Below are 23,324 nucleotides of genomic sequence, written 5' to 3'. Positions count from 1 at the left end.
CCAGGCCCGCGGCAAGACCCACAAGCAGGCCCTCATCGCCTGCGCCCGAAAGCTGCTCATCTACGCCAACACCGTCCTCGGCCGCGGCACGCCATGGCGTGCCGCGGCCGAGCCCGCATAACGGTTGCTCAGGATGAGGGGGTTGGGTTGGATGATCGTCGCTCAGGGCCGGACCGAGGTTTTTGTCGGCTCAGCCTACCGTGTTTCAAGGCAGCGCCGTGTACCGCGGATCGGAACCAGGACGATGCACTAGACCATTGATTTTGCATCATCTTATTCCGAAAACCGGAGCCCGCCCTTCGGGATGACGTTCTAACGCGCCTTGGTCTGGTCGCCTGTCGGCGAGCTCGAGAAGGCGAAGAGGCGCTGTCGCAGATCCGTGAACCACACCGGCATCGGTGCTCGCCCGTCGCCCACCACCACGGTCGCGGTCATGCCGGCTACGAGCGGCACGTCGTCCGGCTTGTGGTCGATGCGGACGCGCACGGGGACGCGCTGGGCCAGCCGCACCCAGGTGTAGACGGGGTTCACGTCCGGCAGCCCCTGCGTGCTCGCAGCGGCGTTGGCCGTCGAGATGCCGAGCGTGATGCTCTCCACCGTCCCGGTTAGGTGCGGCCCGTAGCCCATCAGCTTGATGTCGGCCGAGGCGCCGACATGGATGTTGGCCATCTTGGTCTCCTCGAAATAGCCGTCGATCCAGAACGAATCCGTGTCGACGATGCTGATGTTCGAGGTGCCGGTGCGGGCATAATCGCCGATCCGCATCAGGAGGTTGGTCACCCGGCCGTTGACCGTGGACTTCACCTGGGTCCGCTCAAGGTTGACCTTGGCCTGCCGCAGTTGCGCCTGCGCGCTCTCCAGCGACGCCTCGGCGATCTTGGCGGTCCCGGCGAATTGCTGCTTCTCCTCGATCGAGGTCGAGACGGTGGTGAGCGCCTGGCGCCGGGCCGATTGCGCGTTCTTCACCTGCAGATCGGCTTCGCGGTTCTTCACCTCGGCATCGGCCGAGGTGACCGCGACCTCGAAATCGACCGGGTCGATCACGTAGAGCAGGTCGCCTTTGTGGACGAGTTGGTTGTCCTGGACGCGCAGGTCGACGATCTGCCCGGAGACCTGCGGAGCGATGTTGGCGACCTGCACGCGAACGCTGCCGTCCCGGGTCCAGGGCGCGGCGACGTAGAACTCCCAGACGAACACCGCCGCCACGAAGGCGAAGAGCAGGATCAAGCCGGTGGCGGCCAGGCGAAAGACCTTGGCTGCGCGGCCCCGGCGTGCCGTGAGCGGCGGCGGATTGGCCCGGCTCTGCGTCTCCTCGCGGGAAACGGCCTTGGGATCGTCCTCGTCGGCGGTGGTGGCGGGCATCTAGATGAACGCGATCAGGAGGGCGAGGACGCAGACGTAGATGCCGGCCTCGGCGAGCGGGGCGTTGGCGACGTAACGGCTGAAGCGGATTTGGGCGAAGACCCGGCGCAGGATCAGGAGGATCACGAAGGCGGCGAGCGCATAGGCGACGAACGAAGAGATCAGCACCCCGCCGATGTGAATGTCTTGGTACATGCCGACCCGAACCAACCCCTGCGTTAGAACAATGCGATGTCGAGTCGGCGCAAGAATCGCCGATGGCGTGCGATGGTCCGCGCCGCCGTCACCAGATCGCTGGCCGCCCGCGCCGTGGTGAGCCGCACATCCCGGTCCTGCCGCGAGGCTGCCCGGATGAGATCCCGGGCGCCGGTCTCGAGGGCCCGGTCGTCTCCCTCGGCCAGGGCAGCTCGGCCCCGCTGGATCGCCTCTCGCAGCGGGTCGATCGACCAGAGCCGGCGCAATTCGGCATGGGCACGGGCCGCCGCAGCCTCGAGCCGGGCCAGCGCGAAGGCGTGCGAGAGACTCGCCCGGCGCACTGCGCCGCTGCCCGAGCTGTAGCCGGCGAACTGGAACAGGCGGTCGGCGTTCAGGCTGGTGCGGGTGGTCGCGTCGCCGCCTTGGCCGACCAGGGCATCGGCCAGGGCGTGCCGGGCCGAATCGAGCGCGTAGACCCGCTGCCGTTCGGCCGTCACCGGCAGCAGCAGGCGGACCACGATCGACAGGATGATGGCGGCGACCACCACCAGGAAGGCATTCAGCAGGAAGGTTTGCGCGTCGTAGCTCTGCGGGTTGGCCGGACCGAGGAGCACGGGGAAGAACACGATCAGGATGAAGCCGATGCCGAAGGTCTTCGGATTCAGCGACAGGAAGCAGCCGAAGAAGATCACCGGCGCCATCACGATGGCCAGCATCGGGAAACCCTGGACCCCGTCGAGGAACACGAACCGGGCGATGCCCGCGAAAGTCGCGGCCAGGGTCATCCCGATCATTACGCCGTTGGAGAACTTTTTCGGGTCGGGCGTCACCGAGGACAGGGCCGCGGTGGCGGCGACCTGCACGAGCGCGAAGGACGCCTGCGGCAAGCCGAGCGCCACGAAGGCCGCTGCGGTAACCGCGAAGCCGACCGCCACCCGCAGGGCGCCGCGCAGCGCCACCGGGAAGTCGCGATGTGTCGGCAGGTTCGCGTCGCGCAGGGGCTGATGGCCGTCGGCCACCGCCCGGATCCCGTCCTGCGCGAAGGTCGCCGCACAGACGACGTCGAGGGCGCGCTGGAGCACCACGACCTCGTCGAGGGGCCGATCGCCGTCGCGGATCGCGGCATCGACCAGGTCGCGCATCCGCGCGTCGTCCGCGTCGAGCGAATCCGGGTCGGGGTCCTCGACGACGCGACGGCAGATCTGGAGCGCCTCCTCCACCGCGGCGCTGCGGGTGCGCAGGCAGGCGGCGGCTGCCGCGACCGCGCGGATCGCCGCCGCCAGGACGTAGAGCGCAGCGATGCAGCTGCGCGCGCCGGCGGCCCGCCAAGGGCCGTCGTCGAGTTCGCCGGCGATGGCGCTGGCATCGGCCCGCATCGGCGCGACGGTGCGGATCAGCGCGGCAGTGCGGGATGCGCCGAGATCGCCCTTGTCCAGGGTCTCGCGCGCATACGCGCGGGTGTCGTCCCAGGCCTTGCCGAGCTGGGGCAGCAGCGTCCGCCACGTGCTCGGAGAGGCGAGGGCATCGTTGATGAAGGTGATCACGAGGATGCCGAGCACGATCACGGCCACCCGGGAGACCGCGGCGTCGAAGGTGCCCTGCGGCTCGTCGATCTGGCCCAGCGCAATGATGGCCACCGTGTAGCCCGACAGCATCGCCCCGTAGGCCCGCGTATCCTGGAGGTACTGTGCGGTGAATACGCACAGGCCCATCCAGACCGTGAACGAGACCAGCAGCAGGACCCGGTCCTGCCCGAACAGCGCCATGAACACGATCGACACGGCGGCGCCGATCAACGTTCCAAGCAGGCGGTAGACGGCCTTCGAGATCGCTTGACCGCGCTTCGGCTGAGCCAGGATCGCCACGCAGGTCGCCGCCGACGAGGCGCTGTCGAGCTGCAGCCAGAAGGCGGCAGCGAGCGCCAGCATCATGGCGATCCAGATCCGCAGGGCGAAGGCCCAGGCGGCAGGCTTGGGCACCCAGGCGTCCAAGAAGCCGATCAGACGGTCGATGACAGAGGCAGAGGACCGATGCGCGTCTGTGGTGGCCGAGGCGTCAGCCATGCCGTGGGCGAACCCGTGCAATCCGGCCTGGACCTCGCACGCAAGCCGTAGACGGCCAGGACGCCTGCCGATCCGTCATATCCGCGCCGATTCCCGCTCGCGCCTGTTCCAGCTTCGGAAACGAACGAGAAGCGCGACGGTTCGCCTCAAAGTCAGGCTTTGTCGCCGCCTTTCAAGCGCTTGTTGCAGCTGCTCCAGAATTGCGGCCACTTGGGACCTTGTGCAGCCTTCTGCGTATCGGTGAGCCCGCGCCATTGTGCGCCGCACGTCTTCTGCCGCTCCCGGGCAGCGCTCTGCCCGGGGCTCGGTGCCTTGGCCGCGGGCGCGGCCGGCGCGGCGGCTGGCGCCTCACCGGCGGTCGGTGCCTGCCCGGGTGTCTCCTTCGCAAGGAGCGGCTGGGCCATGAGAAGCGGCGCGGCGAACACCGCGATCCGCATAAGACGGTCGATCATCGAGAATCCCCCCGGAATCGCAACGGTTCCGGGTCGCGATCTCACCGCGCCCTCACGCTGCGCACAAGAGCGCAGCGGCATTCGCCAACAGCCGATAGTCGCCTTCTCAGAAACGCGAGGCGTGCGCGTGCGGCACCCTTGAGCGTGGCCGGGAAATCGTCTTCACTGCCGGGAGTGTCCGAGATCGGCGGGGGATCGCCGCGCCGCCGTGCGATCGGTCGAGGAGCAGATCACGATGGCAGCGGTGTCCGGGCAGCCGATCGACGTCCATACCTGGAGCACGCCGAACGGCTGGAAGATTCCAGTGATGCTCGAAGAGTGCGGGCTGCCGTACCGCGTGGTTCCGGTCAACATCGGCAAGAACGAGCAATTCGCGCCCGACTTCCTGGCGATCTCACCGAACAACAAGATCCCGGCGATCGTCGATCCGGACGGGCCGGATGGGCGGCCGATCACGGTGTTCGAATCCGGCGCGATCCTGCAATATCTCGGGCGCAAGACCGGGCAGTTCTATCCGAAGGACGAGCGTGCCCGGGTGGCGGTGGACGAGTGGCTGTTCTGGCAGGTGGCGGGGTTCGGCCCGATGCTCGGCCAGACGCACCACTTCAAGATCTACGCCCCCGAGAAGGTGCCTTACGCGATCGAGCGCTTCACCGCGGAAGCCAACCGTCTCTACGGCGTCCTGGAGCGTCGGCTGGAGGGCCGCGACTATCTCGCGGGCGATTATTCCATCGCCGACATCGCGACGCTGACCTGGGCGAAGCTCAACTTCAAGCAGGGCGTCGACATCGCCGCTCTGCCGAACGTGTCGCGCTGGCTGGAAACCGTTTTGGCGAGGCCGGCCGTCCAGCGCGGCCTCGCGGCGATCTGAGCGTCAGTTCTTGTTGGCGGCCTGCTGGTTCACGTCCGGCACTCGGGTCCAGGTCTGGGAGCCGCACAGCACCTTGAGCATGCAGCCCGAGACGCTGAGTTCGGCCTCGCTCTCGCGCTCGAGGCTGACGGTGTAAATCTTGCCCTCCTCGACGTTGTAGAGTTCGCCGGTGAACTTCTCCTCGTCGGGCTTCAGGCCGTCGATGAGCTGCAGGCCGATCACCGGGCGGCTGCGCTTCTTCGGATCGGGATTCTTCAGGTCGGTCTTCGCGGCGCCGTTCTCGGCGGTCGGCGCTTTCAGCCAGACGACCTTGCCGCAGACGAGCTTCTGACCGGGGCCGCAGCGGTCGATCCGGATCTTGGCGCGGCCATCCCCGGTGAGCCAAGTACCGGACGGATCCTTCCCGGTATCGGCGGCGGCGGCCGACAGGCCGGCGAGGAGGAGGGTGGCGCTGAGGGCGAGGCGCATGGTTCGTCTCCGAGTTTAGGGCACCGAGGGCGCCTGAGAGGTGGACGAAATCGGCTTGGGTCGAGAGAGCCGTCGCAATCAGGCGATTTTTCGGCGGTGTTGCGGCGGAGCCACGGCCGCGCTTGTTTCGCCTGTTGGCAAAAGCGCCCAACGGTGGACAACTGAGACGCGGAGACGTCGTGCACGACGCAGAACGCTGCGGTTCTCGCGATGCGGCCGCACAATGGGATGCTGGGACACGGCGCAGCGGCACAAGGAAGCCGAAGCGATGATGGACGATGCAAAGCCCGGCACCCCCGTACCGCTCGCCGACATCCTGGCCGAGTTCTCCACCGAAGATCAGGCCGAGATCCACGCCCATGCGGACCAGCTCATCCAGGAAAGCCGAACCCTCGCGCAGTTTCGGCGCGACGTGGGGCTGACGCAGGCCGAGTTGGCGCAGGCGCTGGAGACCTCTCAAGCCTACGTCGCCAAGCTCGAACGAAACCCGTCCGCCGACATGCAGGTCTCGACGATCGCCCGTATCGCGTCCGCGCTCGGCGGAGAGGTCAGGATCGTCGTCAGCCTGCCCGGAAAGCCGGATGCGACCTTCGCCATCCCGACGCCAGGCCCGCGCAAGACGGCGGGTGCCACGAAGAAGGCCTCGAAGCCGACCGCCAAAGTTCGCATCGCGACCGTCTGATCGTCCGCCCTCGTCGCGGGGCACGAGCCCGGTCCGGCCGACTGCGCGGCTTGAGGCCCGGTAGGCCGCCCGCTATAAGCCTGCCGCGGAAGCGAAATTTTCGCGCCTGAGATGCGCCCGTCACCCCGGCGCGCACCCTCCGCCTTTTCCACAGACAGACCGGACAGACCATGGCCACCGAGCGCACCTTCTCGATCCTCAAGCCCGATGCCACCCGGCGCAACCTGACCGGCGCCGTGAACGCGGCGATCGAGGAGGCGGGCCTGCGCATCGTCGGCCAGCGCCGCATCCGCCTGACCCAGGAGCAGGCCGAGAAGTTCTACGAGGTCCACAAGGAGCGCCCGTTCTTCGGCGAGCTCGTCAGCTTCATGACCTCCGGCCCCGTGGTGGTGCAGGTGCTTGAGGGCGAGAACGCTGTCGCCAAGTACCGCGAAGTCATGGGCGCCACGAACCCGGCCCAGGCCGCCGAGGGCACGATCCGCAAGCGGTTCGCCGAGTCGGTCGGCGAGAACACCGTGCACGGTTCGGACAGCGCCGAGAACGCCAAGCTCGAGATCGCGCAGTTCTTCAAGGATTCCGATATCGCCGCCTGAGGCGGAGACCCGGGTGGCGGGTCGGGCACACCGGCTCGCCATCCTGGCGCGGCGTACCCGGCGGCGCGGCAAATGCCGCCGGGTGTGTCCGGACCGTCATTGACGGATCGAAGCCCGAGAGCGACCAACGGCCAAGGTTATTCAACCTCAGCTCTGGACCGCCAAGACCATGACGATGCGCCGCCTGCCCCTGCTGATCGCGACCGGTCTGATCGCGATCGGCGCGACCGCCGCCCTCGCGGGCGGATCCTCGGCCCCGTTCCAGCAGTACGAGCCGGATCCCGCGCTCAAGACCGCCACCAAGGCCAATCTCGAAGGCCGTGTGCGCCACGCCTGCACGATCGTCCAGGCCCGCCTGACCAGCGCCCCCGAAGCCTCCCTGGAACGCCCCTGCGGCTGCTACGCCAAGCAGACCCTGCGCAGCCTCGACGAATCCGAGATCGAGGCCTACCGGGCCACCGGCTATTTCAACGATTCCGCCCGCGCCAAGGCGCTGTCTGCGCTGGACAGCTGCAAGCTGCAGCGGCCGGTCTGATCATTCCCGGGGCGCTGCCCCGGACCCTGCCGAAGGGACTTGTCCCTTCGGGATCTCCTTACAGACTGAACAGGACGCCCTCAGGCGCGGTGTCGGCGATGACGACGCGATCACCTTCGAGGCGAGCGCGTCCGCCGGCCACGAGGGCCAGCACCGCCGGGTAGAGCCGGCGTTCCTGGACGATCACCCGGTCGGCGAGGCTGTCCGGATCGTCGCCCTGGCGCACCGGGATCGCGGCCTGCGCCACGATCGGCCCGGCATCGAGCTCCGGCACCACGAAATGGACCGTGCAGCCGTGCAGCCGCACGCCGGCGTCGAGCGCCTGCTGATGCGTGTGCGTGCCCTTGAACAGGGGCAGGAGCGAGGGATGGATGTTGAGCATCCGCCCCGCCCAGCCGGCCACGAAGCCCGGCGTGAAGATCCGCATGAAGCCGGCCAGGCACACGAGATCGATATCGGCCGCCCGTAATTCGGCGTCGAGGGCGGCATCGAAGCTGGCGCGATCCGAAAAACCTTTGTGATCGATCGCCCGAGCCGGGATCCCGGCCTCGGCCGCCCGCGCGAGGCCGGCGGCGTCCGGGCGGTTCGACAGCACCAGGACGATCTCGGCCGGATAGGCCGGATCCTGCGCAGCCTCGATCAGCGCGACCATGTTCGAGCCGCGCCCCGAGATCAGGACCGCGACGCGGGTCTTCCTGGAAGTCGCCATCAGAGCGCGAGGCGTCCGCGGAAAGTCACGGGCTCAGATCCGCGCGCGGTGATCCGGCCGAGGCGCACCGGTGCCTCGCCCGCCCGGGTCAGGGCCTCGTCGACGTCGTCCACCGACTCCGCGGCGGCGATCACCACCATGCCGATCCCGCAATTGAAGGTCCGCAGCATCTCCGCCTCGGCGACGCCGCCCTCGCGGGCGAGCCAGCCGAACACCGGAGGCGGGGTGATGGCGTCGAGGTCGATGGCAATGCCGACATCGTCCGGCAGCACCCGGGGCAGGTTGTCGGGGAAACCGCCGCCGGTGATGTGGGCCAGCGCGCGGATACCGTCGGTGGCCTCCAGCGCGGCGAGGAGCGGCTTCACGTAGATCCGGGTCGGCTCCAGCAGGGCATCGCCGAGACTGCGCGACGGATCGAACGGCGCCGGGGCGTCCCAGCCGAGGCCGGTCTTGGCGACGATCCGGCGGACCAGCGAGAAGCCGTTGGAATGGACCCCGGAGGAGGGGAGCCCGAGCACCACGTCACCCGGCCGAATGCCGGGCTTCGGCAGGAGCGTGCCACGCTCGGCCGCGCCCACCGAGAAGCCGGCGAGGTCGTAATCCGAGCCGTCGTAGAGGCCCGGCATCTCGGCGGTCTCACCGCCGATCAGCGCGCAGCCCGCCTGCCGGCAGCCCTCGGCGATGCCGCGCACGATGTCGGCGCCGACGCCGGGCACCAGCTTGCCGGTGGCGTAATAATCCAAAAAGAACAGCGGCTCGGCGCCCTGAACCACGAGGTCGTTGACGCACATCGCCACGAGGTCGATGCCGATTGTGTCGTGCCGTCCGGTCTCGATGGCGATCTTGACCTTGGTCCCGACGCCGTCATTGGCCGCCACCAGGATCGGATCGCGGAATCCCGCAGCCTTCAGATCGAACAGGCCCCCGAATCCGCCGATCTCGGCATCCGCCCCCGGCCGCCGCGTCGAGCGCACCAGCGGCTTGATCGTCTCGACCATGGCATTGCCGGCGTCGATATCGACGCCCGCCTGCGCGTAGGTCAGTCCCTGTCCACCCTTGGCCGTCATGCCAGCGTCGTCCCGGTCATCATCGGGTCCGCTCTAGCGGCTTCCAGCGCGTCGCGCGAGTCGGCAGCGTCGGGGCTTGATCGCGAGGCTTGATCGGCACAAGCCCGATGCCCACTCTGCGACAGGGCGTCGTAGGCAGCGTCGGGGGGCGAGATCATGCGCGCACGGGCTGTCATCGGATTGGGCGCCCTCGTCGCGCTGAGCCTCCTCGTCTACCTGCTCCGGGAGGTGATGCTGCCCTTCGTGGCCGGCATTGCGCTCGCGTACCTGCTCGATCCCCTGGCCGACCGGCTGGAGCGCCTGGGCCTCGGCCGCCTGGCCGCGAGCCTCCTGATCCTGGCGCTATTCGTCCTGGCACTGATCGTGTCGCTGCTGATCCTGATTCCGCTGACCGCCAACCAGATGGCCGGCCTGGTCAACGCGCTGCCCGGCATGGTCTCGCGGCTCCAGGGGATCATCGCCGAACGCGCCGGCCCGGTCCTGGAGCGGGTCGGCGGCGACAACGTGCTGACCGAGCTGCAATCCTCGGTCGGCACCCTGGCGACCCAGGGCGGCGCCTGGCTCCTCGCCTTCCTCAAGTCGATCTGGTCGGGCAGCCAGGCCCTGATCTCGATCGCCTCGCTGTTGGTCGTGACCCCGGTGGTCGCCTTCTACATCCTGGTCGACTGGGATCGGATGATGGCGGCCCTGGACAGCTGGGTGCCGCCCCGGCACCGGGCCACCGTGCGCGACCTCGCCCGGCAGATCGACGGCGCGATCACCGGCTTCGTGCGCGGGCAGACCCTGGTCTGCCTGATCCTCGGCAGCTTCTACGCGGTCGGGCTCTGGCTGGTCGGGCTGAATTTCGGCGTGCTGATCGGCCTGATCGCCGGCTTCCTGACCTTCATCCCGTATGTCGGCACGCTCACCGGCTTCCTGCTCTCGGTCGGCGTCGCGCTGGTGCAGTTCTGGCCGTCCTCCGACTGGCTGCATCTCGGGCTGACGGTAGGCGTGTTCCTGGTCGGCCAGTTCCTCGAAGGCAACGTCATCGCGCCCAAGCTCGTCGGCGAATCCACCGGCCTGCACCCGGTCTGGCTGATGTTCGCGCTGCTGGCCTTCGGGACCCTGTTCGGCTTCGTCGGCCTGCTGCTCGCGGTGCCGGTGGCGGCCTCGATCGGCGTGCTCGTGCGCTTCGCCCTGGCGCGCTATCTCCAGAGCCGCCTGTACCATGCCGAGCAGCCGGTGCTGATCGACCTGAACGACGAGGCCGGTCGGACCTTGACGGCCACCGGTACCCGGTCATCCTGACCGACCCATTTGAGCAACCTATGCGCGAGAACGCACCACCCCGGCAGCTGGCCTTCGATCTGCCGCTCGATCCCCGCTACGGCCGCGAGGACTTTTTGGTCGGGCCGGCGAACGAGGCGGCCTACGCCCTGGTCGAGGCCTGGCCGGACTGGCCCGACAGCGTGCTCGTGCTGATCGGCCCCTCTGGCAGCGGCAAGAGCCACCTCGCGGCGATCTGGGCGGAGCGGGCCCATGCCTGGACGGTGACGGCGGCCGAGGTCGGGGCGGACACGGTCCAGCACCTCGTGTCGAACGGGGCTCTGGTCGTCGAGGACATCGACCGGGACGCGGGCCGGGACGAATCCGCCCTGTTCCACCTGCTCAACCGCGCCCGCGAGCTGGCCTGCCCGGTCCTGCTGACCAGCGCGGCCGGGATCGATGCGCTCGGGCTGGCGACGCCCGATCTGCGCTCGCGGCTTCGCCTCGCGCCCAGCATCGCCATCGACGCGCCGGACGATGCGCTGCTGCGCGCCGTCCTGGTCAAGCTGTTCGTGGACCGGCAATTGGTGGTCGATCTCAGCGTGATCGAGGCGCTGGCCCTGCGGATCGACCGGTCCCTCGGCCGGGCCCGCGATCTGGTCGCCGAGCTGGACCGGGACGCCCTCGGGCGTGGACGGCGGATCAGCCGACCGCTGGCGCTGGCCGTGCTACGACGCATGGGCTTCGACGACGAGGCCGACGCGGACGCATAAAATCGGTACCCGGCGGCCGTCACGAAAGCGTCGTGAAAGCTACGGGTGTAGAATGCTAAACGCGCCGCGATCGGCAGGGACAGGAATCGGAATGGAATCGACGCAGAAGCCCATGGACCGCGACGCCGCCGACGAGGCCGCGGAGCCCCGTCGGCCCGACGCGACCGATCCGGCACCGCGCCGCACCGCCGTCAGGCGCGCGCCGGCCAGGGCCACGGCTGCCAAGAGCGTCGCCGCTCCAAGCGAGACCCCGAGCACGGCGGCGGAAAGCGTGCCGGCTCCGAGCGCGCGTGCCCGGAATACGGCCGCCAAAAGCCCGATCGGCAAGAGCCCAATCGCCAAGAGCGCGATCCCCGCCAGCGCGACCGCGTCGGGCGCGACGACGGCGAGTGCGGCTGCCGCTGCCCCCGGTGCTGTTGCGGCGGCGGTCGACACCGCCGATGAATGGCCCGCCGTGCCGACCGCGCCGGCAGAGCAGCCGGCGGGTGCAGCCCGCGAGCCCGTAGTCGAGGCCGGGCGCTCGCTCCGTCATTCGCCCGAGCGGTTCGTGAACCGCGAGCTGTCCTGGCTCCAGTTCAACCGCCGGGTCTTGGAAGAGGCGTTTAACCCGAACCATCCGCTGCTGGAGCGCCTGCGCTTCCTGTCGATCTCGGCGAACAATCTCGACGAGTTCTTCATGGTCCGCGTGGCCGGCCTGATCGATCAGGTCCGGGCCGGACTGACGCTCCCGTCCCAGGACGGGCTGACGCCGTCCGAGCAGCTGAACCGGATCGGCATCGAGGTCGCGCGGCTCGCCGCCGACCAGCAGGCCCGCTGGCGCCAGCTGCGCGAGGAACTGCAAGCCTCCGAGATCGAGATCGTCGAGCCCGCGGCTCTCACCGCCGAGCAGGCCGCCTGGCTGGAAGAGTATTTCCTCAACCACGTCTCGCCGGTCCTGACGCCGCTGGCGATCGATCCGGCCCATCCGTTCCCGTTCATCCCCAATCTCGGCACCACTATCGCGCTGGCGCTGGTGCGGCCGCGCGACGGCCGCCTGCTGCGCGCCCTGATCCGCGTGCCCGGCGTCATCGACCGGTTCGTGCGCCTGCCCACCAGCGAGAGCGAGACCGCCGCGCGCCTGATCTCGATCGAGCAGGTGATCGGCCTATTCACGGGGCGGCTGTTCCCTGGCTACCTGGTCAAGAGCAGCGGCGCGTTCCGGGTGGTGCGGGATTCGGATCTCGAGATCGAGGAGGAGGCCGAGGATCTCGTCCTGCATTTCGAGACCGCGCTGAAGCAGCGCCGCCGGGGCGTCGTGATCCGGCTCGAAGTCGAAGCGGGGATGTCGGAGGATCTCCGCAGCTTCGTGGCCGACGAGCTCGAAATCTCCGCCGACGCGATCTTCCTGATCGAGGGCATGCTCGCCCTCAACGAACTGTCCCAGATCGTCGGCATCGACCGGCCGGACCTGAAGTTCAAGCCGTACAATCCCCGCTTCCCCGAGCGCATCCGCGAGAGCGGCGGCGACGTGTTCGCGGCGATCCGGCAGAAGGACTTCATCGTCCACCACCCCTACGAATCGTTCGATTCGGTCGTGCAGTTCCTGGCGCAGGCCGCCCGGGACCCGAACGTGGTGGCGATCAAGCAGACGCTCTACCGGACCTCGTCGAACTCGCCGATCGTCGCGGCGCTGGCTGAGGCCGCCGAGCTCGGCAAGTCGGTCACCGCCCTGGTCGAGCTGAAGGCGCGGTTCGACGAGGAGGCCAATATCCGCTGGGCGCGCAACCTGGAGAAGGCCGGCGCGCAGGTGGTGTTCGGCTTCGTCGAGCTGAAGACCCACGCCAAGCTGTCGCTGGTGGTCCGGCGCGAAGGCGACAAGCTCGTCACCTACTGCCATGTCGGCACCGGCAATTATCACCCGATCACGGCGCGGGTTTACACGGACCTGTCGTTCTTCACGGCGGATCCGGCGATCGCCCGGGACGTGTCGCGGATCTTCAACTTCATCACCGGCTACGCCGAGCCGGCCGAGCTGGAACGGATGTCGGTCTCGCCGCTGACGCTGAAGAACCGGCTGCTGGAGAACATCGAGGCCGAGGTCGCCCACGCCAAGGCTGGCCGGCCGGCGGCGATCTGGATCAAGTGCAACTCGCTGGTCGACGCGCAGATCATCGACGCGCTATACGATGCGTCCTCCGCGGGGGTGCAGATCGATTGCGTGGTGCGTGGCATCTGCTGCCTGCGCCCGAGCATCCCGGGGCTGTCCGAGACGATCCGCGTCAAGTCGATCGTCGGGCGCTTCCTGGAGCATGGCCGGATCTACGCCTTCGGCAACGGCGTCGGGCTGCCGCATCCGAAGGCCACCATCTACATCTCGTCGGCCGACCTGATGAGCCGTAACCTCGACCGCCGGGTCGAGGCGCTGCTGCCGATCACCAACCCGACAGTCCACCAGCAGGTCCTCGACCAGATCATGCTGGCCAATCTCCTGGACAACCGCCAGAGTTGGCGTCTGCTCGCCTCCGGCGGCTGCGAGCGGATTCAGCCCTCGGAGGGGGAGGAGCCGTTCAACGCGCACAAGTACTTCATGACGAACCCGAGTCTTTCCGGCCGCGGCAAGGCGTCGAAGAAGTCGAGCCCCCGTGCTCTGAGCCGCCGGGCGCAGCGCGGCTAAGTGCGCCGACAGATGCGCAGGAAACTCGACAGGTTTCGCAAACGTGTTGTGCAGTTCTGCGTGAGGACTCTGCGCCCGGCCGGACAGCCGGGCGGCCGAAACGTTGCCCTGCCGGTCCGATTGGGCTTAGAGCATTCGCCGACGCCAAGGATTTCGGTTCGGCCGCAAGCGCATCGCATCATCGACCTGGAGCCGAGTTCGGTTGCGGCTCCGGATTGCACGCGCGGCTTGCCGGTCCGGCCGGCCACGCCCCATCAAGGACTCGGACGTTTGGGCAGCCCTCGCGCCAACCTCACCCTCGCGCATTCCGCGGACAGGCCGTCGCGCGACCTGCGGCCGCCGGTGGCGATCATCGATATCGGCTCGAACTCGGTCCGGCTGGTCGCCTATGACGGTCTGAGCCGCGCGCCGACGCCGCTCTACAACGAGAAGGTCCTGTGCGGCCTGGGCCGCAACGTCCTGACCACCGGCCGGCTCAACGAGGACGCAGTCAACCGTGCGCTGACCGCCCTGGGCCGCTTCCGGGTGCTGTGTGAGACGATGCGCGTCGGCCGGGTGTTCGTGCTGGCGACCGCGGCGGCCCGGGACGCCGAGAACGGCCCCGACTTCCTGCGCGCAGCGGAAGCCGCCTGCGGCCAGGAGATCCAGCTCCTGTCGGGTCGCCGGGAGGCGGAATTGTCCGCCATGGGCGTGATCTCGGGCTTCCACGCGCCGAACGGCGTCGTCGGCGACATGGGTGGCGGATCCCTCGAACTGGTGGACGTGCGCGGCACCGTGGTCGGGCAGGGCGTGACCATGCCGCTCGGCGGCCTCGCTTTGCAGGACCTGTCCGGCGGATCGATCAAGAAGGCCGCCAAGATCGTGCGTGAGCACATGCGCAAGGCCGAGCCGCAGCTCGAGACCCTGCGCGGGCGGACGTTCTACGCGGTCGGCGGCACCTGGCGCGCCCTGGCGCGGCTGCACCAGGCGGCGCGCGGCTATCCCGTCCACGTGATGCACGGCTACTCTGTCGAGCCCACCGACGAGATGAGCTTCCTCCAGATCGTCGAGCAGACGGAGGTCGGGCTGCTCCCGGACTTGGATACGATCTCCGAGGCGCGGCGCCCGCTCCTGGCCTACGGCGCGGTGGTCCTCGAAGAGATCATCCGGGTCGGGCGCCCGCGGGAGATCGCGATCTCGGCCTCGGGGGTGCGGGAGGGGCTGCTGTTCGAGCAGCTCGACCGCGATACGCGCCTGATCGATCCGCTTCTCGCCTCTGCGGCGGAGTTCAACGCCCTGCGCGCCCGCTCGCCCCGCCACGGGGAGGAGTTGATCGCCTGGACGGACCGGTTCGTGGCGACGCTCGACGGCCCCGAGACGGCGGACGAGCGTCGCCTGCGCCATGCGGGCTGTCTCCTTTCGGATGTCGGCTGGCGAGCCCATCCCGATTACCGTGACGAGCAGAGCATCGCGGCGATCCAGAACGCCGCCTTCGTGGGGGTGGATCACCCCGGGCGGGCCTATCTCGCCCTGTCGGTGTCGCTGCGCCATAGCGGCGTAGCCCCGGAAAAGGCCAACCCGATTCTCCGGAGCATCGCCGGTCCGCGCCTGTTCGAGCGGGCGCGTCTCCTCGGCGCGCTGCTGCGCGTCGCCTTCCCGATCTCGGCCGGCATGGACTGCGCGCTCACACGCGCGCCGCTCGTCGTCGAGGACGGCCGCGCTACCCTGCGGATGCCGCAGGATTGGGCCGCCCTCGCCAGCGACCGGCTGCTGAACCGGGTCCGCGGTCTCGGCCGCGTGGTCGGGCTGGACGGACGGATCGAGATCGGCGGCACCGCCGACTGATTTTTTTCTGCGGACGGGGTCGATCGGCGTTTCTCACGCTTGTGGGCAAGCGCAGTCGCGGCAGCGCGTCGTCAGGCCCCCCGGACGCTGGACGCGGAGCAGCCGCATCGCCTCGGCCTGCGAAGCACCTTGCCCGCAGCGGCCGATCGCTTGCGGATTGCCGGTGCATACGCGGCATACCAGCCGTCGATGGTCAGGGGCACAGGCCTTCGTCGCCCGACATGACACGCGGCAAGGCGGGGGAGGATCGAAGTTCGCCTTCGGTCTCGCGCGACGCATCGCGTCGCGGCGGCTTCGAATGGCACAAGTCCGCGGCCGGTCCGCGGGAACATATTTAAAATTAAAAACTTTCTTTTCAAGGCACGACGCTGCTCAAACAACTCTTAAAAATAATACGCCGCCTCATCATCAACTATAGATTTACTCAATAATACCGAGTCGGATTACCGCCACCAAAAGATATTACCTCGTCAATCTCGATGAAAACCGATGCATCCCATTTCGGGTTCAGGTATCAAAACTCTCAACGGCCGCAAGTGGCCACCGGAGTTTGACCATGCGCTGGCTCGGACGAGTCTCGATCAAGACGCTTCTGTGCTTGGTGATCGGCGCGCTGGCGCTGATGTTGCTGAGCTATACGACGAGCGCGCTCATCAATGCGCGCGAGCAGGCCGGACAAGCCGATCGAGCCGTCACCCTGGCCCATGCGAGCCGGCGCCTGCTCAAGACGATCCTGCCCGTGCGGATCGAGCGCGGCTCGACCCTCGCCCTGGGCGGCCAGGAACCGGCCGGGCCGGACACGCTGTCGGTGATCGCAACGAACCGGAAGGCGATAGAAGAAAGCTTCGACAGGGCGCAGGTGCTCCTCCGCGAACAGGATGTTCCCGCGGTGACGGCGACGGTCGGGCGCCTGAACGCCGCGCACGAGGCCCTGAATGCGTTGCGTCCCCGCATCGACGCGGCCCTGCGCCTCCCGAAAGCGCAACGCGATGCGGCGCTCCTGCCCGCCACGCTCACTGCGTTCCAGGAATTCCTGGACGCGCTGACCGTCACGACAGACGCCGTCGATAGCGCCATCCCCCGGTCGGACGAGATTCTGCAGCGCTATCTGGTCCTCAAGCGTGCGGCCTGGGCGACGCGGGTCGCGATCGGGAACGTCGCCCTCCGGGTGCAAGGTTCGCTGGCGGCTGGAACGTCCTGGACGCTTCCCGAGACCGTGGCCGCCGCCGAGGAGCGGGCGCGCCTCCAGAGCGCCTGGACCAGCACCCGTGAAGCCGCGACCGACGTGTCCGACAAAGTCCAGGCCGCCTTCCGGAAGGCGAGCGCCGAGAATTTCGAGGGATCGGCCGCGGACATCTCCAAAGCCGTGTTCGATGCGCTCAGCCAACGGACGACGCCGAGCATCACCTTCCAGGACTATCGGCAACGCAACACCGGCGCGCAGGCGGCCATCGTCGATCTCGCCTACGTCTCCCTCGACGAGATGATCGCGCGCGCCGAACGCCTGGCCGGTGAGGCGCGCGGCATCCTGATCCGCAACGTCGGCGCGTTGGCGGCGGTCATCCTGCTCGTCAGCCTCGGCCTGATCGTCGTCTTCGGCGGCGTGCTGTGGCCGATCCGGACGATCTCGGCGACGATGCGGGCCTTGGCCGAGGGCGACGCGTCCGTCGAAGTCCCGGTCGGGGTGTATCGGAACGAGTTCGGCCCCATGGCGGCGGCCGTGCAGGTGTTCAAGGACAACCTGATCCGCAACCGGCAGCTCGAATCCGAAGCGACGCAGGCGCGTCTTGCCGCCGAAGCGCAGCGCAAGGCCGGCATGCGCCAGATGGCCGAGAGTTTCGAGCAGGCGGTCGGTGGCATCATCGGCCAGGTCTCGTCTTCGGCGACCGAGTTGCAGGCCACCGCCCAGACCCTGACCGCCACGGCGACCCAGACGGCGAGCCAGTCCACCACGGTGGCCGCCGCCGCCGAGGAGGCCGCCAGCAACGTCAACACGGTCGCCGCCGCCTCCGAAGAACTCGGCTCCTCGGTCCAGGAGATCGGCCGGCAGGTGGACGGGTCCGCCAAGCTCGCCCAGGGCGCGGTCGCCGAGGCCGGGCAGACCGGTGCGTTGGTGCAGGAGCTGAGCAGCGCCGTGGCGCGGATCGGCGACGTCGTCGGGTTGATTTCTTCGATCGCCGGTCAGACCAACCTGCTGGCGCTCAACGCCACCATCGAGGCGGCTCGCGCCGGGGATGCCGGCCGCGGCTTCGCGGTGGTGGCCTCGGAGGTGAAGGCTTTGGCCGAGCAGACCGCCAAGGCGACGGAAGAAATCTCGGGTCAGATCGCCCGGGTCCAGGCCTCGACCGGTCAGGCGGTGACGGCGATCGGCTCGATCACCGCACGCATCCAGGAGATCAACGGCGTGGCCACGAGCATCGCCGCGGCGGTGGAGCAGCAGGGCGCGGCGACGCAGGAGATCGTGCGCAATGTCGGTCAGGCGGCAGCCGGCACCGGCGAGGTGACCAGCAACATCACCGGCGTTGCCGAGGCGGCAGAAGCGACCGGGAAGGCGGCAAGCCAGGTGCTTGGCGCGGCCACGGACCTGTCGCGCCAGTCCGAGCATCTCACGGCCGAGGTCGCGCGCTTCCTCGACACCGTCCGGGCGGCCTGAGACCACCGCCCCGCCTGTCCCGGCAGCTTAGAACTGCCGGGACAGGCGATTTTACCTCACTCCGAGATCATGCCGACGCCGGCCTCGCCGCCGGGGAGCGGGGCCGGCTCGGATTGCGCCTCGACCACGGCCGCGGCCGTGACGTTGACGATGCCGCGGGCGGTCACCGAGGGCGTCAGGATGTGGGCGGGCTTGGCTGGGCCGATCAGCAGCGGCCCCACGGGCAGCGCATCCGCCAGGACCTTGGCGAACTGGAACGCGATGTTGGCCGCGTCGAGATTCGGGAAGATCAGCACGTTGGCCGCCCCCTTGAGGCGCGAGCCCGGCAGCACCCGGTCGCGGACCAGCTCGGAGAGGGCCGAATCCGCCTGCATCTCGCCGTCCACCATCAGCTCCGGATCGCGCGCCTGGAGGATCCCCAGCGCCTCGCGCATCTTCATCGCCGAGGGCGAATCCGACTGTCCGAAATCCGAGTGGCTGAGCAGCGCGATCTTAGGCGTGAGGCCGAAGCGGCTGACATGGCCGGCGCAAGCCTGGGCGACCTCGGCGATCTCCTCCGCGGTGGGATTCTGCCGGACATGGGTGTCGGCCAGGAAGTACGCGCCCTCGCTGGTCACGATCAGGCTCATGGCGGCGCATTGCGTGATGCCGGGGGCGAGCCCGATCACGTCGCGGATGATCCGCAGCCGGGTCTCGAACCGGCCCTCCAGGCCGCAGATCAGCGCGTCGGCCTCGCCGCGCCGCACCGCGATGGCGCCGATCACGGTGTTGTTGGTCCGCACCAGGGTGCGGGCCGCATCCGGGGTGATGCCGCGCCGGCCGGCGACGTCCAGGTAGGTCTGGACGTAGGCGCGGTAGCGGGGATCGTCCTCGGGGTCGATCAGCTCGAAGTCGCGGCCCTCCTGGATCGACAGGCCGAAGCGCTTGAGCCGCGACTCGACCACCCGCGGCCGACCGACTAGGATCGGGAACGCGACCTTGTCTTCCACGATGGCCTGGACGGCACGCAGCACCCGCTCGTCCTCGCCCTCGGCATAGATCACGCGCTTGGGCGCGGCCTTCGCCTTGGAGAACAGCGGCTTCATGATCAGGCCGGACCGGTGCACGAACCGGTCGAGGCTCTCGACATAGGCGTCGAAATCCTTGAGCGGCCGGCCGGCCACGCCGGAATCCATCGCGGCCTTGGCGACCGCCGGGGCGATGCGCACGATCAGGCGCGGGTCGAACGGGCTCGGGATCAGCGATTCCGGGCCGAACGGCCGGGCCTCGCCGTCATAGGCGCGAGCGACCACGTCGGAGGGGGTCTCGCGGGCGAGTGCCGCGATCGCCTTCACGGCGGCCAGCTTCATCGCCTCGTTGATGCTGGTCGCGCCGACATCGAGCGCGCCGCGGAAGATGTAGGGGAAGCACAGGACGTTGTTGACCTGGTTCGGGAAATCCGAGCGCCCGGTGCAGATCATCGCGTCGGGGCGCTTCGCCTGGGCGAGATCCGGCATGATCTCCGGGTAGGGATTGGCCAGAGCCATGATCAGCGGTTTGTCCGCCATCTTCTCCAGGAGCTCGGGCTTCAGCACCCCGCCGGCCGAGAGGCCGATGAACACGTCCGCCCCCGGGATCACCTCGGCCAGCGTGCGCGCCTCGGTCTCCTGGGCGTAGATGTCCTTCCAGCGGTCCATCAGCTCGGGGCGGCCCTTGTAGACCACGCCCTTGATGTCGGTCAGCGTGATGTTCTCCCGGGTCGCGCCCAGCGACACGAGCAGGTTGAGGCAGGCGAGCGCCGCCGCGCCGGCCCCGGAGGTGACGATGCGGACGTCAGAGAGGGTCTTGCCGGCGAGTTCGAGGGCGTTGAGCACGGCGGCGGCCACGATGATCGCGGTGCCGTGCTGGTCGTCGTGGAAGACCGGGATGTTCATCCGCGCCCGGCACTGCTCCTCGACCTCGAAGCACTCCGGCGCCTTGATGTCTTCCAGGTTGATGCCGCCGAAGGTCGGCTCGAGGGCACAGACCACGTCGACGAGCTTGGACACGTCGTTCTGGTCGACCTCGATGTCGAACACGTCGATCCCGGCGAACTTCTTGAACAGGACCGCCTTGCCCTCCATCACGGGTTTCGAGGCGAGCGGGCCGATATTGCCCAGGCCCAGCACCGCGGTGCCGTTGGTGAGCACCGCCACGAGGTTCTGGCGGATCGTCAGTTCGGCGGCCTGCTGCGGGTCGTCGTGGATCGCCATGCAGGCGACGCCGACGCCCGGCGTGTAGGCGAGCGCCAGGTCGCGCTGGTTGCCGAGCGGCTTGGTCGCCTGGATCTCCAGCTTCCCGGGCTGCGGCAGGCGGTGGTAGACGAGCGCCCCGGCCTTGAGGTCCTCGGACATGTTATCGGCCATCGCTCACCTTCCAGCTCGCCCGCTTTCCCGGAGACGACGCGGTCGCACACCGCGCCGGATCCCATCGTGAGGGGTCTGTTGCACCGGCTGCGCAGGGGGCGCAACCCGCATAACGAGACCCGGATCCACCTCGCCGCGCTGGCGAGGGCCTACGGTTTCTCCATAGGCTCTTATTCGTACGGGCGTCCAAAAGTGCGCTTCCCGGAGAGCGGCCGTCGCCTGACGATCGGCCGCTATTGTTCCATCGCCGACAAGGTCGAGATCCTGCTGGGCGGCGACCACCGGCTCGACTGGGCCTCGACCTACCCCTTCGCGGCGATGCGCGGGCTGTTCCCGGACGCGAGCGCGCCGGAGGATTACCATGCGTCGCGCGGTGACGTGGTGATCGGGCACGATGTCTGGCTCGGCTCCGGGTGCATGATCCTGTCGGGCGTCACAATCGGGCACGGCGCCGTGGTCGCGGCCCGGGCGGTGGTGACCCGCGACGTGCCGGCCTACGCGGTGGTCGCCGGCAACCCGGCCCGGGTGGTGCGCAGGCGCTTCGACGAGGCCACCGTGGCGGCGCTCGTGGCGACGGCTTGGTGGGACCTGCCGCACGATGCGGTGACGCGCCTCGTGCCATTGCTGCAGAGCGGGCGGATCGCCGACCTGCTCGCGGCGTTGCGCGCCGACGCGGATTCCCGTACCGGCGAGCCCTTCTCCCCCCCGGATGCCCGCGGGGCCGCACACGAAACCGACCCGAGACCCGGACGATGACCGACACGCCCCCCGACCGCCTGGCCGCGAACCCGAACAGCCCGTTCTACGACGAGAAGATGCTGGAGCGCGGCGTCGGCGTGCGGTTCAAGGGCGTCGATAAGACCAACGTCGAGGAATATTGCGTCAGCGAGGGCTGGGTCCGCCTTTCCGCCGGCAAGACCCTCGACCGGGCCGGCAACCCGATGACGGTGAAGCTGAAGGGCACCGTCGAGCCCTATTTCCGCGAGCCCGAGACCGGCGAGGCTTGAGGCGCCCTATGCCTCACAACTCCAGGGGGAACGGGGTCGGCTCCCAGTAACGCTCCAATTCCGTACCCTGGACGTTGGCGGCCTCCCAGCCGTGCAGGATGCGCGCGAGAGCAGGCCGGTCGCCGGCGTGCAGGGGCTCGGCAACGGCTTCGAGTTGCTCCCGCAACCAGCGCTGCCGCGGGACTGGATGGCCCGGTAAGTTCCGATGCCAAAGATCCTGCTGATGCCAGATCTTGCGCGCGGCATCGAGTTCACCCATCGCGATATGGACGAGCATCAGATCTTCGGGTGGTTCGTGCAGCGGACTGTATGTCTCGGGCGGGAGGGTCGCGTAGGATTCCACTGTCTCGTAGTATGACAGTTTTGGCATCGCCGTCGTCTCGATGGCTTCGATAAGGTCGGAGACCATCGTCGGATCGGACCAATGCCAGAACCTATCTGCCGACGTATTTGGCCGACTCAGATTTTCGTAAATGGTCCCTAGCGCAAGATAGTGAAATATTCTGTAGACGAAGAGCGGTGTCACCGACCATCTTGGCCAACAGCAGTTCGCATCTGAGGATCGTTCTACGAAGATACCGCAAGCCAAATGATGGACGGGCGTTTTGCATAAAAAGCGAATGCTCGTCATTTTATAACTTGGATGACGATTAATCAGATCTCGAAAAATCGGATTAACTTGGCGCGCGTTTGTCATAGCTTCGGCTTTATCATAATCATAATATACCTATAGCCTAGACCGAAACGTTTTCGAACAGCGCTTATGATATCGATAGCACGGGTAGGCCTCAAGTCGGCATTCCCCGTTTTGTGGTCGTAGACGCACACCGTCGAAAGCTGAGTTCGCTCCAGTAAGTCGAGACGCAAAGAACCTTTTGCGCCAGAATTTTGATCAACGCCCGTTGCAGGATCGTATGACGTTTCTGCAACGAAATTCGGATCTTTCCGACCATTGACGATCTTGGCGATCCGCGCATGAACCTTATTTCCGAAGTCCTGCGCGGTCTTGTAATCACCGGACGCTCGCACCTCAGCTGCGACCGAATCGGCAAGAGCCTGTACCTCCCGGTTCCGCGGGCAAATCTGGTCCAGCTCGGTCTGGCCGATTGCACCGACCCATATGGCTCGTGCGTCCTCCGCGTCTCCCAGGACGTACTCACTCGCGGGCGCAGCGAACACGGCCCTTTCGCCGTCGCGATCTCGCCCGGCAAGCACCGAGAAAAGCGTTCCCGCCGCCTCCAGGGTTCGCCAGATCCGCTGCCCGAGCTTGCCCGGCAGGCCCCGCGCCGGCTGGACGAACGCCTCGGGCTCGGCCCCGTCCGCGGTCAGCGTGCTCCGGCCCAGGATCTCGCCGGTCTCGCCGTCACGGATGGTCTGAGTCAGGCCCGAGGTCTCGAAGATTGTGCGCGTTCCGTCGGGCGCGGTGACGGTGTGCTGCGCATCCCAGTCCGCGCGGGCGTTGGCCCGGATGCGAATCGAAAGGACGCGCGACCCGTCCTCGGTCATGGCCTCCTCGGTCCGGGTCACCGCCTGGCCGCCCGAATTCACCGACATCCAACGCGCACCGCCGGACAGGGCGGAAACCCAACGGCCGCCGTCAGGCTGGCCAGCAGGAGCCCGCGGTTGATCGGGCCGGTACTTGCGGGCGAGCCTCCTCTCGACACGGATGAACGCGAGTTCGACCGCGATCCCGGCAAGCTCCGAGCGGAGCGCGGCAACGTCCCGGTCATGTCCTTGGGTGGTTGATCGCGGCATCGGCCAAGCCCCATCTAACGGACTAAAAGCCTA

Annotated in this window: 21 protein-coding genes; 11 read left to right on the top strand and 10 right to left on the bottom strand. The window is 68.2% G+C overall.

The window, feature by feature from the left end; translation table 11 throughout:
• Positions 1-312 precede the first annotated feature (312 nt).
• The 4 genes from MKL20_RS17170 to MKL20_RS17155 all read right to left on the bottom strand — a co-directional run bounded on the left by MKL20_RS17170 (position 313) and on the right by MKL20_RS17155 (position 4,072).
• Positions 313-1,362: an HlyD family secretion protein gene (locus MKL20_RS17170; RefSeq protein ID WP_244037674.1), complete on the bottom strand. Its 1,050-nt coding sequence runs from the start codon at positions 1,360-1,362 to the stop codon at positions 313-315.
• Complete coding sequence (locus MKL20_RS17165) at positions 1,363-1,557, bottom strand: DUF1656 domain-containing protein (RefSeq protein WP_243970523.1); 195 nt, start codon at positions 1,555-1,557, stop codon at positions 1,363-1,365.
• Positions 1,558-1,580: 23 nt separating this feature from the next.
• Complete coding sequence (locus tag MKL20_RS17160) at positions 1,581-3,620, bottom strand: FUSC family protein (RefSeq protein ID WP_244037673.1); 2,040 nt, start codon at positions 3,618-3,620, stop codon at positions 1,581-1,583.
• A 152-nt stretch (positions 3,621-3,772) separates the two neighbouring features.
• Positions 3,773-4,072 (bottom strand): hypothetical protein, encoded by a 300-nt coding sequence (locus tag MKL20_RS17155; protein ID WP_244037672.1) that lies wholly within the window; start codon positions 4,070-4,072, stop codon positions 3,773-3,775.
• 235 nt (positions 4,073-4,307) lie between these two features.
• On the opposite strand from MKL20_RS17155, the gene MKL20_RS17150 reads away from it, so the two are divergent.
• Positions 4,308-4,943, top strand: a complete 636-nt coding sequence (locus tag MKL20_RS17150; RefSeq protein WP_243970516.1) for a glutathione S-transferase N-terminal domain-containing protein — start codon at positions 4,308-4,310, stop codon at positions 4,941-4,943.
• 3 nt (positions 4,944-4,946) lie between these two features.
• On the opposite strand, the gene MKL20_RS17145 is transcribed toward MKL20_RS17150, so the two are convergent.
• On the bottom strand, positions 4,947-5,411 hold the full coding sequence (locus MKL20_RS17145; protein ID WP_244037671.1) for a DUF2147 domain-containing protein: 465 nt from the start codon (positions 5,409-5,411) through the stop codon (positions 4,947-4,949).
• A gap of 268 nt (positions 5,412-5,679) precedes the next feature.
• Between MKL20_RS17145 and MKL20_RS17140 the strand changes: the two genes are divergently transcribed.
• The 3 genes from MKL20_RS17140 to MKL20_RS17130 all read left to right on the top strand — a co-directional run bounded on the left by MKL20_RS17140 (position 5,680) and on the right by MKL20_RS17130 (position 7,221).
• Positions 5,680-6,093, top strand: coding sequence for a helix-turn-helix domain-containing protein (locus MKL20_RS17140; RefSeq protein ID WP_244037670.1), 414 nt, complete (start codon positions 5,680-5,682; stop codon positions 6,091-6,093).
• 170 nt (positions 6,094-6,263) lie between these two features.
• Positions 6,264-6,686, top strand: a complete 423-nt coding sequence (gene ndk, locus MKL20_RS17135) for a nucleoside-diphosphate kinase (protein ID WP_244037669.1) — start codon at positions 6,264-6,266, stop codon at positions 6,684-6,686.
• Positions 6,687-6,855: 169 nt separating this feature from the next.
• A complete protein-coding gene (locus MKL20_RS17130) occupies positions 6,856-7,221 on the top strand; it encodes a hypothetical protein (RefSeq protein ID WP_243970512.1) in 366 nt (121 codons plus the stop codon).
• Positions 7,222-7,279: 58 nt separating this feature from the next.
• On the opposite strand, the gene purN is transcribed toward MKL20_RS17130, so the two are convergent.
• Together purN and purM are read right to left on the bottom strand one after the other, a co-directional pair.
• Positions 7,280-7,930 carry a phosphoribosylglycinamide formyltransferase gene (gene purN / locus MKL20_RS17125; RefSeq protein ID WP_244037668.1) on the bottom strand — a complete coding sequence of 217 codons (651 nt, stop codon included), beginning with the start codon at positions 7,928-7,930 and terminating at the stop codon, positions 7,280-7,282.
• Positions 7,930-8,997, bottom strand: coding sequence for a phosphoribosylformylglycinamidine cyclo-ligase (purM, locus tag MKL20_RS17120; protein WP_243970508.1), 1,068 nt, complete (start codon positions 8,995-8,997; stop codon positions 7,930-7,932). Before purM ends, purN begins: the two co-directional genes overlap by 1 nt.
• A 156-nt stretch (positions 8,998-9,153) precedes the next feature.
• Between purM and MKL20_RS17115 the strand changes: the two genes are divergently transcribed.
• From MKL20_RS17115 to MKL20_RS17095, 5 genes are all read left to right on the top strand, one after another.
• Positions 9,154-10,284, top strand: coding sequence for an AI-2E family transporter (locus MKL20_RS17115; RefSeq protein ID WP_244037667.1), 1,131 nt, complete (start codon positions 9,154-9,156; stop codon positions 10,282-10,284).
• A gap of 20 nt (positions 10,285-10,304) precedes the next feature.
• Complete coding sequence (locus tag MKL20_RS17110; protein ID WP_243970503.1) at positions 10,305-11,015, top strand: hypothetical protein; 711 nt, start codon at positions 10,305-10,307, stop codon at positions 11,013-11,015.
• A 91-nt stretch (positions 11,016-11,106) separates the two neighbouring features.
• Positions 11,107-13,668: an RNA degradosome polyphosphate kinase gene (locus MKL20_RS17105; protein ID WP_244037666.1), complete on the top strand. Its 2,562-nt coding sequence runs from the start codon at positions 11,107-11,109 to the stop codon at positions 13,666-13,668.
• A 270-nt stretch (positions 13,669-13,938) separates the two neighbouring features.
• Complete coding sequence (locus tag MKL20_RS17100) at positions 13,939-15,492, top strand: Ppx/GppA family phosphatase (protein ID WP_244037665.1); 1,554 nt, start codon at positions 13,939-13,941, stop codon at positions 15,490-15,492.
• A 556-nt stretch (positions 15,493-16,048) separates the two neighbouring features.
• The gene (locus MKL20_RS17095; protein WP_244037664.1) at positions 16,049-18,145 is read left to right on the top strand and encodes a methyl-accepting chemotaxis protein; all 2,097 of its coding nucleotides are present in this window, start codon (positions 16,049-16,051) and stop codon (positions 18,143-18,145) included.
• A gap of 56 nt (positions 18,146-18,201) precedes the next feature.
• Here the strand turns inward: MKL20_RS17095 and MKL20_RS17090 are convergent, their stop codons facing one another.
• The gene (locus MKL20_RS17090; protein ID WP_279594807.1) at positions 18,202-20,529 is read right to left on the bottom strand and encodes an NADP-dependent malic enzyme; all 2,328 of its coding nucleotides are present in this window, start codon (positions 20,527-20,529) and stop codon (positions 18,202-18,204) included.
• A 78-nt stretch (positions 20,530-20,607) separates the two neighbouring features.
• Between MKL20_RS17090 and MKL20_RS17085 the strand changes: the two genes are divergently transcribed.
• The gene (locus MKL20_RS17085; protein WP_279594818.1) at positions 20,608-21,285 is read left to right on the top strand and encodes a CatB-related O-acetyltransferase; all 678 of its coding nucleotides are present in this window, start codon (positions 20,608-20,610) and stop codon (positions 21,283-21,285) included.
• A complete protein-coding gene (locus MKL20_RS17080) occupies positions 21,282-21,536 on the top strand; it encodes a DUF3297 family protein (RefSeq protein WP_007564388.1) in 255 nt (84 codons plus the stop codon). The genes MKL20_RS17085 and MKL20_RS17080 overlap by 4 nt, the downstream gene beginning before the upstream one ends.
• Positions 21,537-21,549: 13 nt before the next feature.
• Here the strand turns inward: MKL20_RS17080 and MKL20_RS17075 are convergent, their stop codons facing one another.
• Positions 21,550-21,945 (bottom strand): hypothetical protein, encoded by a 396-nt coding sequence (locus tag MKL20_RS17075; protein ID WP_244037662.1) that lies wholly within the window; start codon positions 21,943-21,945, stop codon positions 21,550-21,552.
• Between the two features lie 284 nt (positions 21,946-22,229).
• Positions 22,230-23,291, bottom strand: coding sequence for a hypothetical protein (locus MKL20_RS17070; protein ID WP_244037661.1), 1,062 nt, complete (start codon positions 23,289-23,291; stop codon positions 22,230-22,232).
• Between the last annotated feature and the right edge of the window lie 33 nt (positions 23,292-23,324).

This window comes from Methylobacterium sp. E-066 (assembly GCF_022829635.1).
Taxonomy (GTDB): domain Bacteria; phylum Pseudomonadota; class Alphaproteobacteria; order Rhizobiales; family Beijerinckiaceae; genus Methylobacterium.
The sequence above is the reverse complement of the archived record's forward strand: the minus strand, read 5'-3'. Positions and strand labels throughout refer to the sequence as shown.

What these genes read in the sequence shown, in the direction of transcription:
- MKL20_RS17090 (WP_279594807.1), bottom strand. Translation starts at nt 20,529, where the DNA reads ATGGCCGATAACATGTCCGAGGACCTCAAGGCCGGGGCGCTCGTCTAC.
- MKL20_RS17080 (WP_007564388.1), top strand. Translation starts at nt 21,282, where the DNA reads ATGACCGACACGCCCCCCGACCGCCTGGCCGCGAACCCGAACAGCCCG.
- MKL20_RS17075 (WP_244037662.1), bottom strand. Translation starts at nt 21,945, where the DNA reads ATGGTCTCCGACCTTATCGAAGCCATCGAGACGACGGCGATGCCAAAA.
- MKL20_RS17160 (WP_244037673.1), bottom strand. Translation starts at nt 3,620, where the DNA reads ATGGCTGACGCCTCGGCCACCACAGACGCGCATCGGTCCTCTGCCTCT.
- MKL20_RS17105 (WP_244037666.1), top strand. Translation starts at nt 11,107, where the DNA reads ATGGAATCGACGCAGAAGCCCATGGACCGCGACGCCGCCGACGAGGCC.
- ndk (WP_244037669.1), top strand. Translation starts at nt 6,264, where the DNA reads ATGGCCACCGAGCGCACCTTCTCGATCCTCAAGCCCGATGCCACCCGG.
- purM (WP_243970508.1), bottom strand. Translation starts at nt 8,997, where the DNA reads ATGACGGCCAAGGGTGGACAGGGACTGACCTACGCGCAGGCGGGCGTC.
- MKL20_RS17145 (WP_244037671.1), bottom strand. Translation starts at nt 5,411, where the DNA reads ATGCGCCTCGCCCTCAGCGCCACCCTCCTCCTCGCCGGCCTGTCGGCC.
- MKL20_RS17155 (WP_244037672.1), bottom strand. Translation starts at nt 4,072, where the DNA reads ATGATCGACCGTCTTATGCGGATCGCGGTGTTCGCCGCGCCGCTTCTC.
- MKL20_RS17140 (WP_244037670.1), top strand. Translation starts at nt 5,680, where the DNA reads ATGATGGACGATGCAAAGCCCGGCACCCCCGTACCGCTCGCCGACATC.
- MKL20_RS17150 (WP_243970516.1), top strand. Translation starts at nt 4,308, where the DNA reads ATGGCAGCGGTGTCCGGGCAGCCGATCGACGTCCATACCTGGAGCACG.
- MKL20_RS17130 (WP_243970512.1), top strand. Translation starts at nt 6,856, where the DNA reads ATGACGATGCGCCGCCTGCCCCTGCTGATCGCGACCGGTCTGATCGCG.
- MKL20_RS17165 (WP_243970523.1), bottom strand. Translation starts at nt 1,557, where the DNA reads ATGTACCAAGACATTCACATCGGCGGGGTGCTGATCTCTTCGTTCGTC.
- MKL20_RS17070 (WP_244037661.1), bottom strand. Translation starts at nt 23,291, where the DNA reads ATGCCGCGATCAACCACCCAAGGACATGACCGGGACGTTGCCGCGCTC.
- MKL20_RS17095 (WP_244037664.1), top strand. Translation starts at nt 16,049, where the DNA reads ATGCGCTGGCTCGGACGAGTCTCGATCAAGACGCTTCTGTGCTTGGTG.
- MKL20_RS17110 (WP_243970503.1), top strand. Translation starts at nt 10,305, where the DNA reads ATGCGCGAGAACGCACCACCCCGGCAGCTGGCCTTCGATCTGCCGCTC.
- MKL20_RS17115 (WP_244037667.1), top strand. Translation starts at nt 9,154, where the DNA reads ATGCGCGCACGGGCTGTCATCGGATTGGGCGCCCTCGTCGCGCTGAGC.
- MKL20_RS17170 (WP_244037674.1), bottom strand. Translation starts at nt 1,362, where the DNA reads ATGCCCGCCACCACCGCCGACGAGGACGATCCCAAGGCCGTTTCCCGC.
- purN (WP_244037668.1), bottom strand. Translation starts at nt 7,930, where the DNA reads ATGGCGACTTCCAGGAAGACCCGCGTCGCGGTCCTGATCTCGGGGCGC.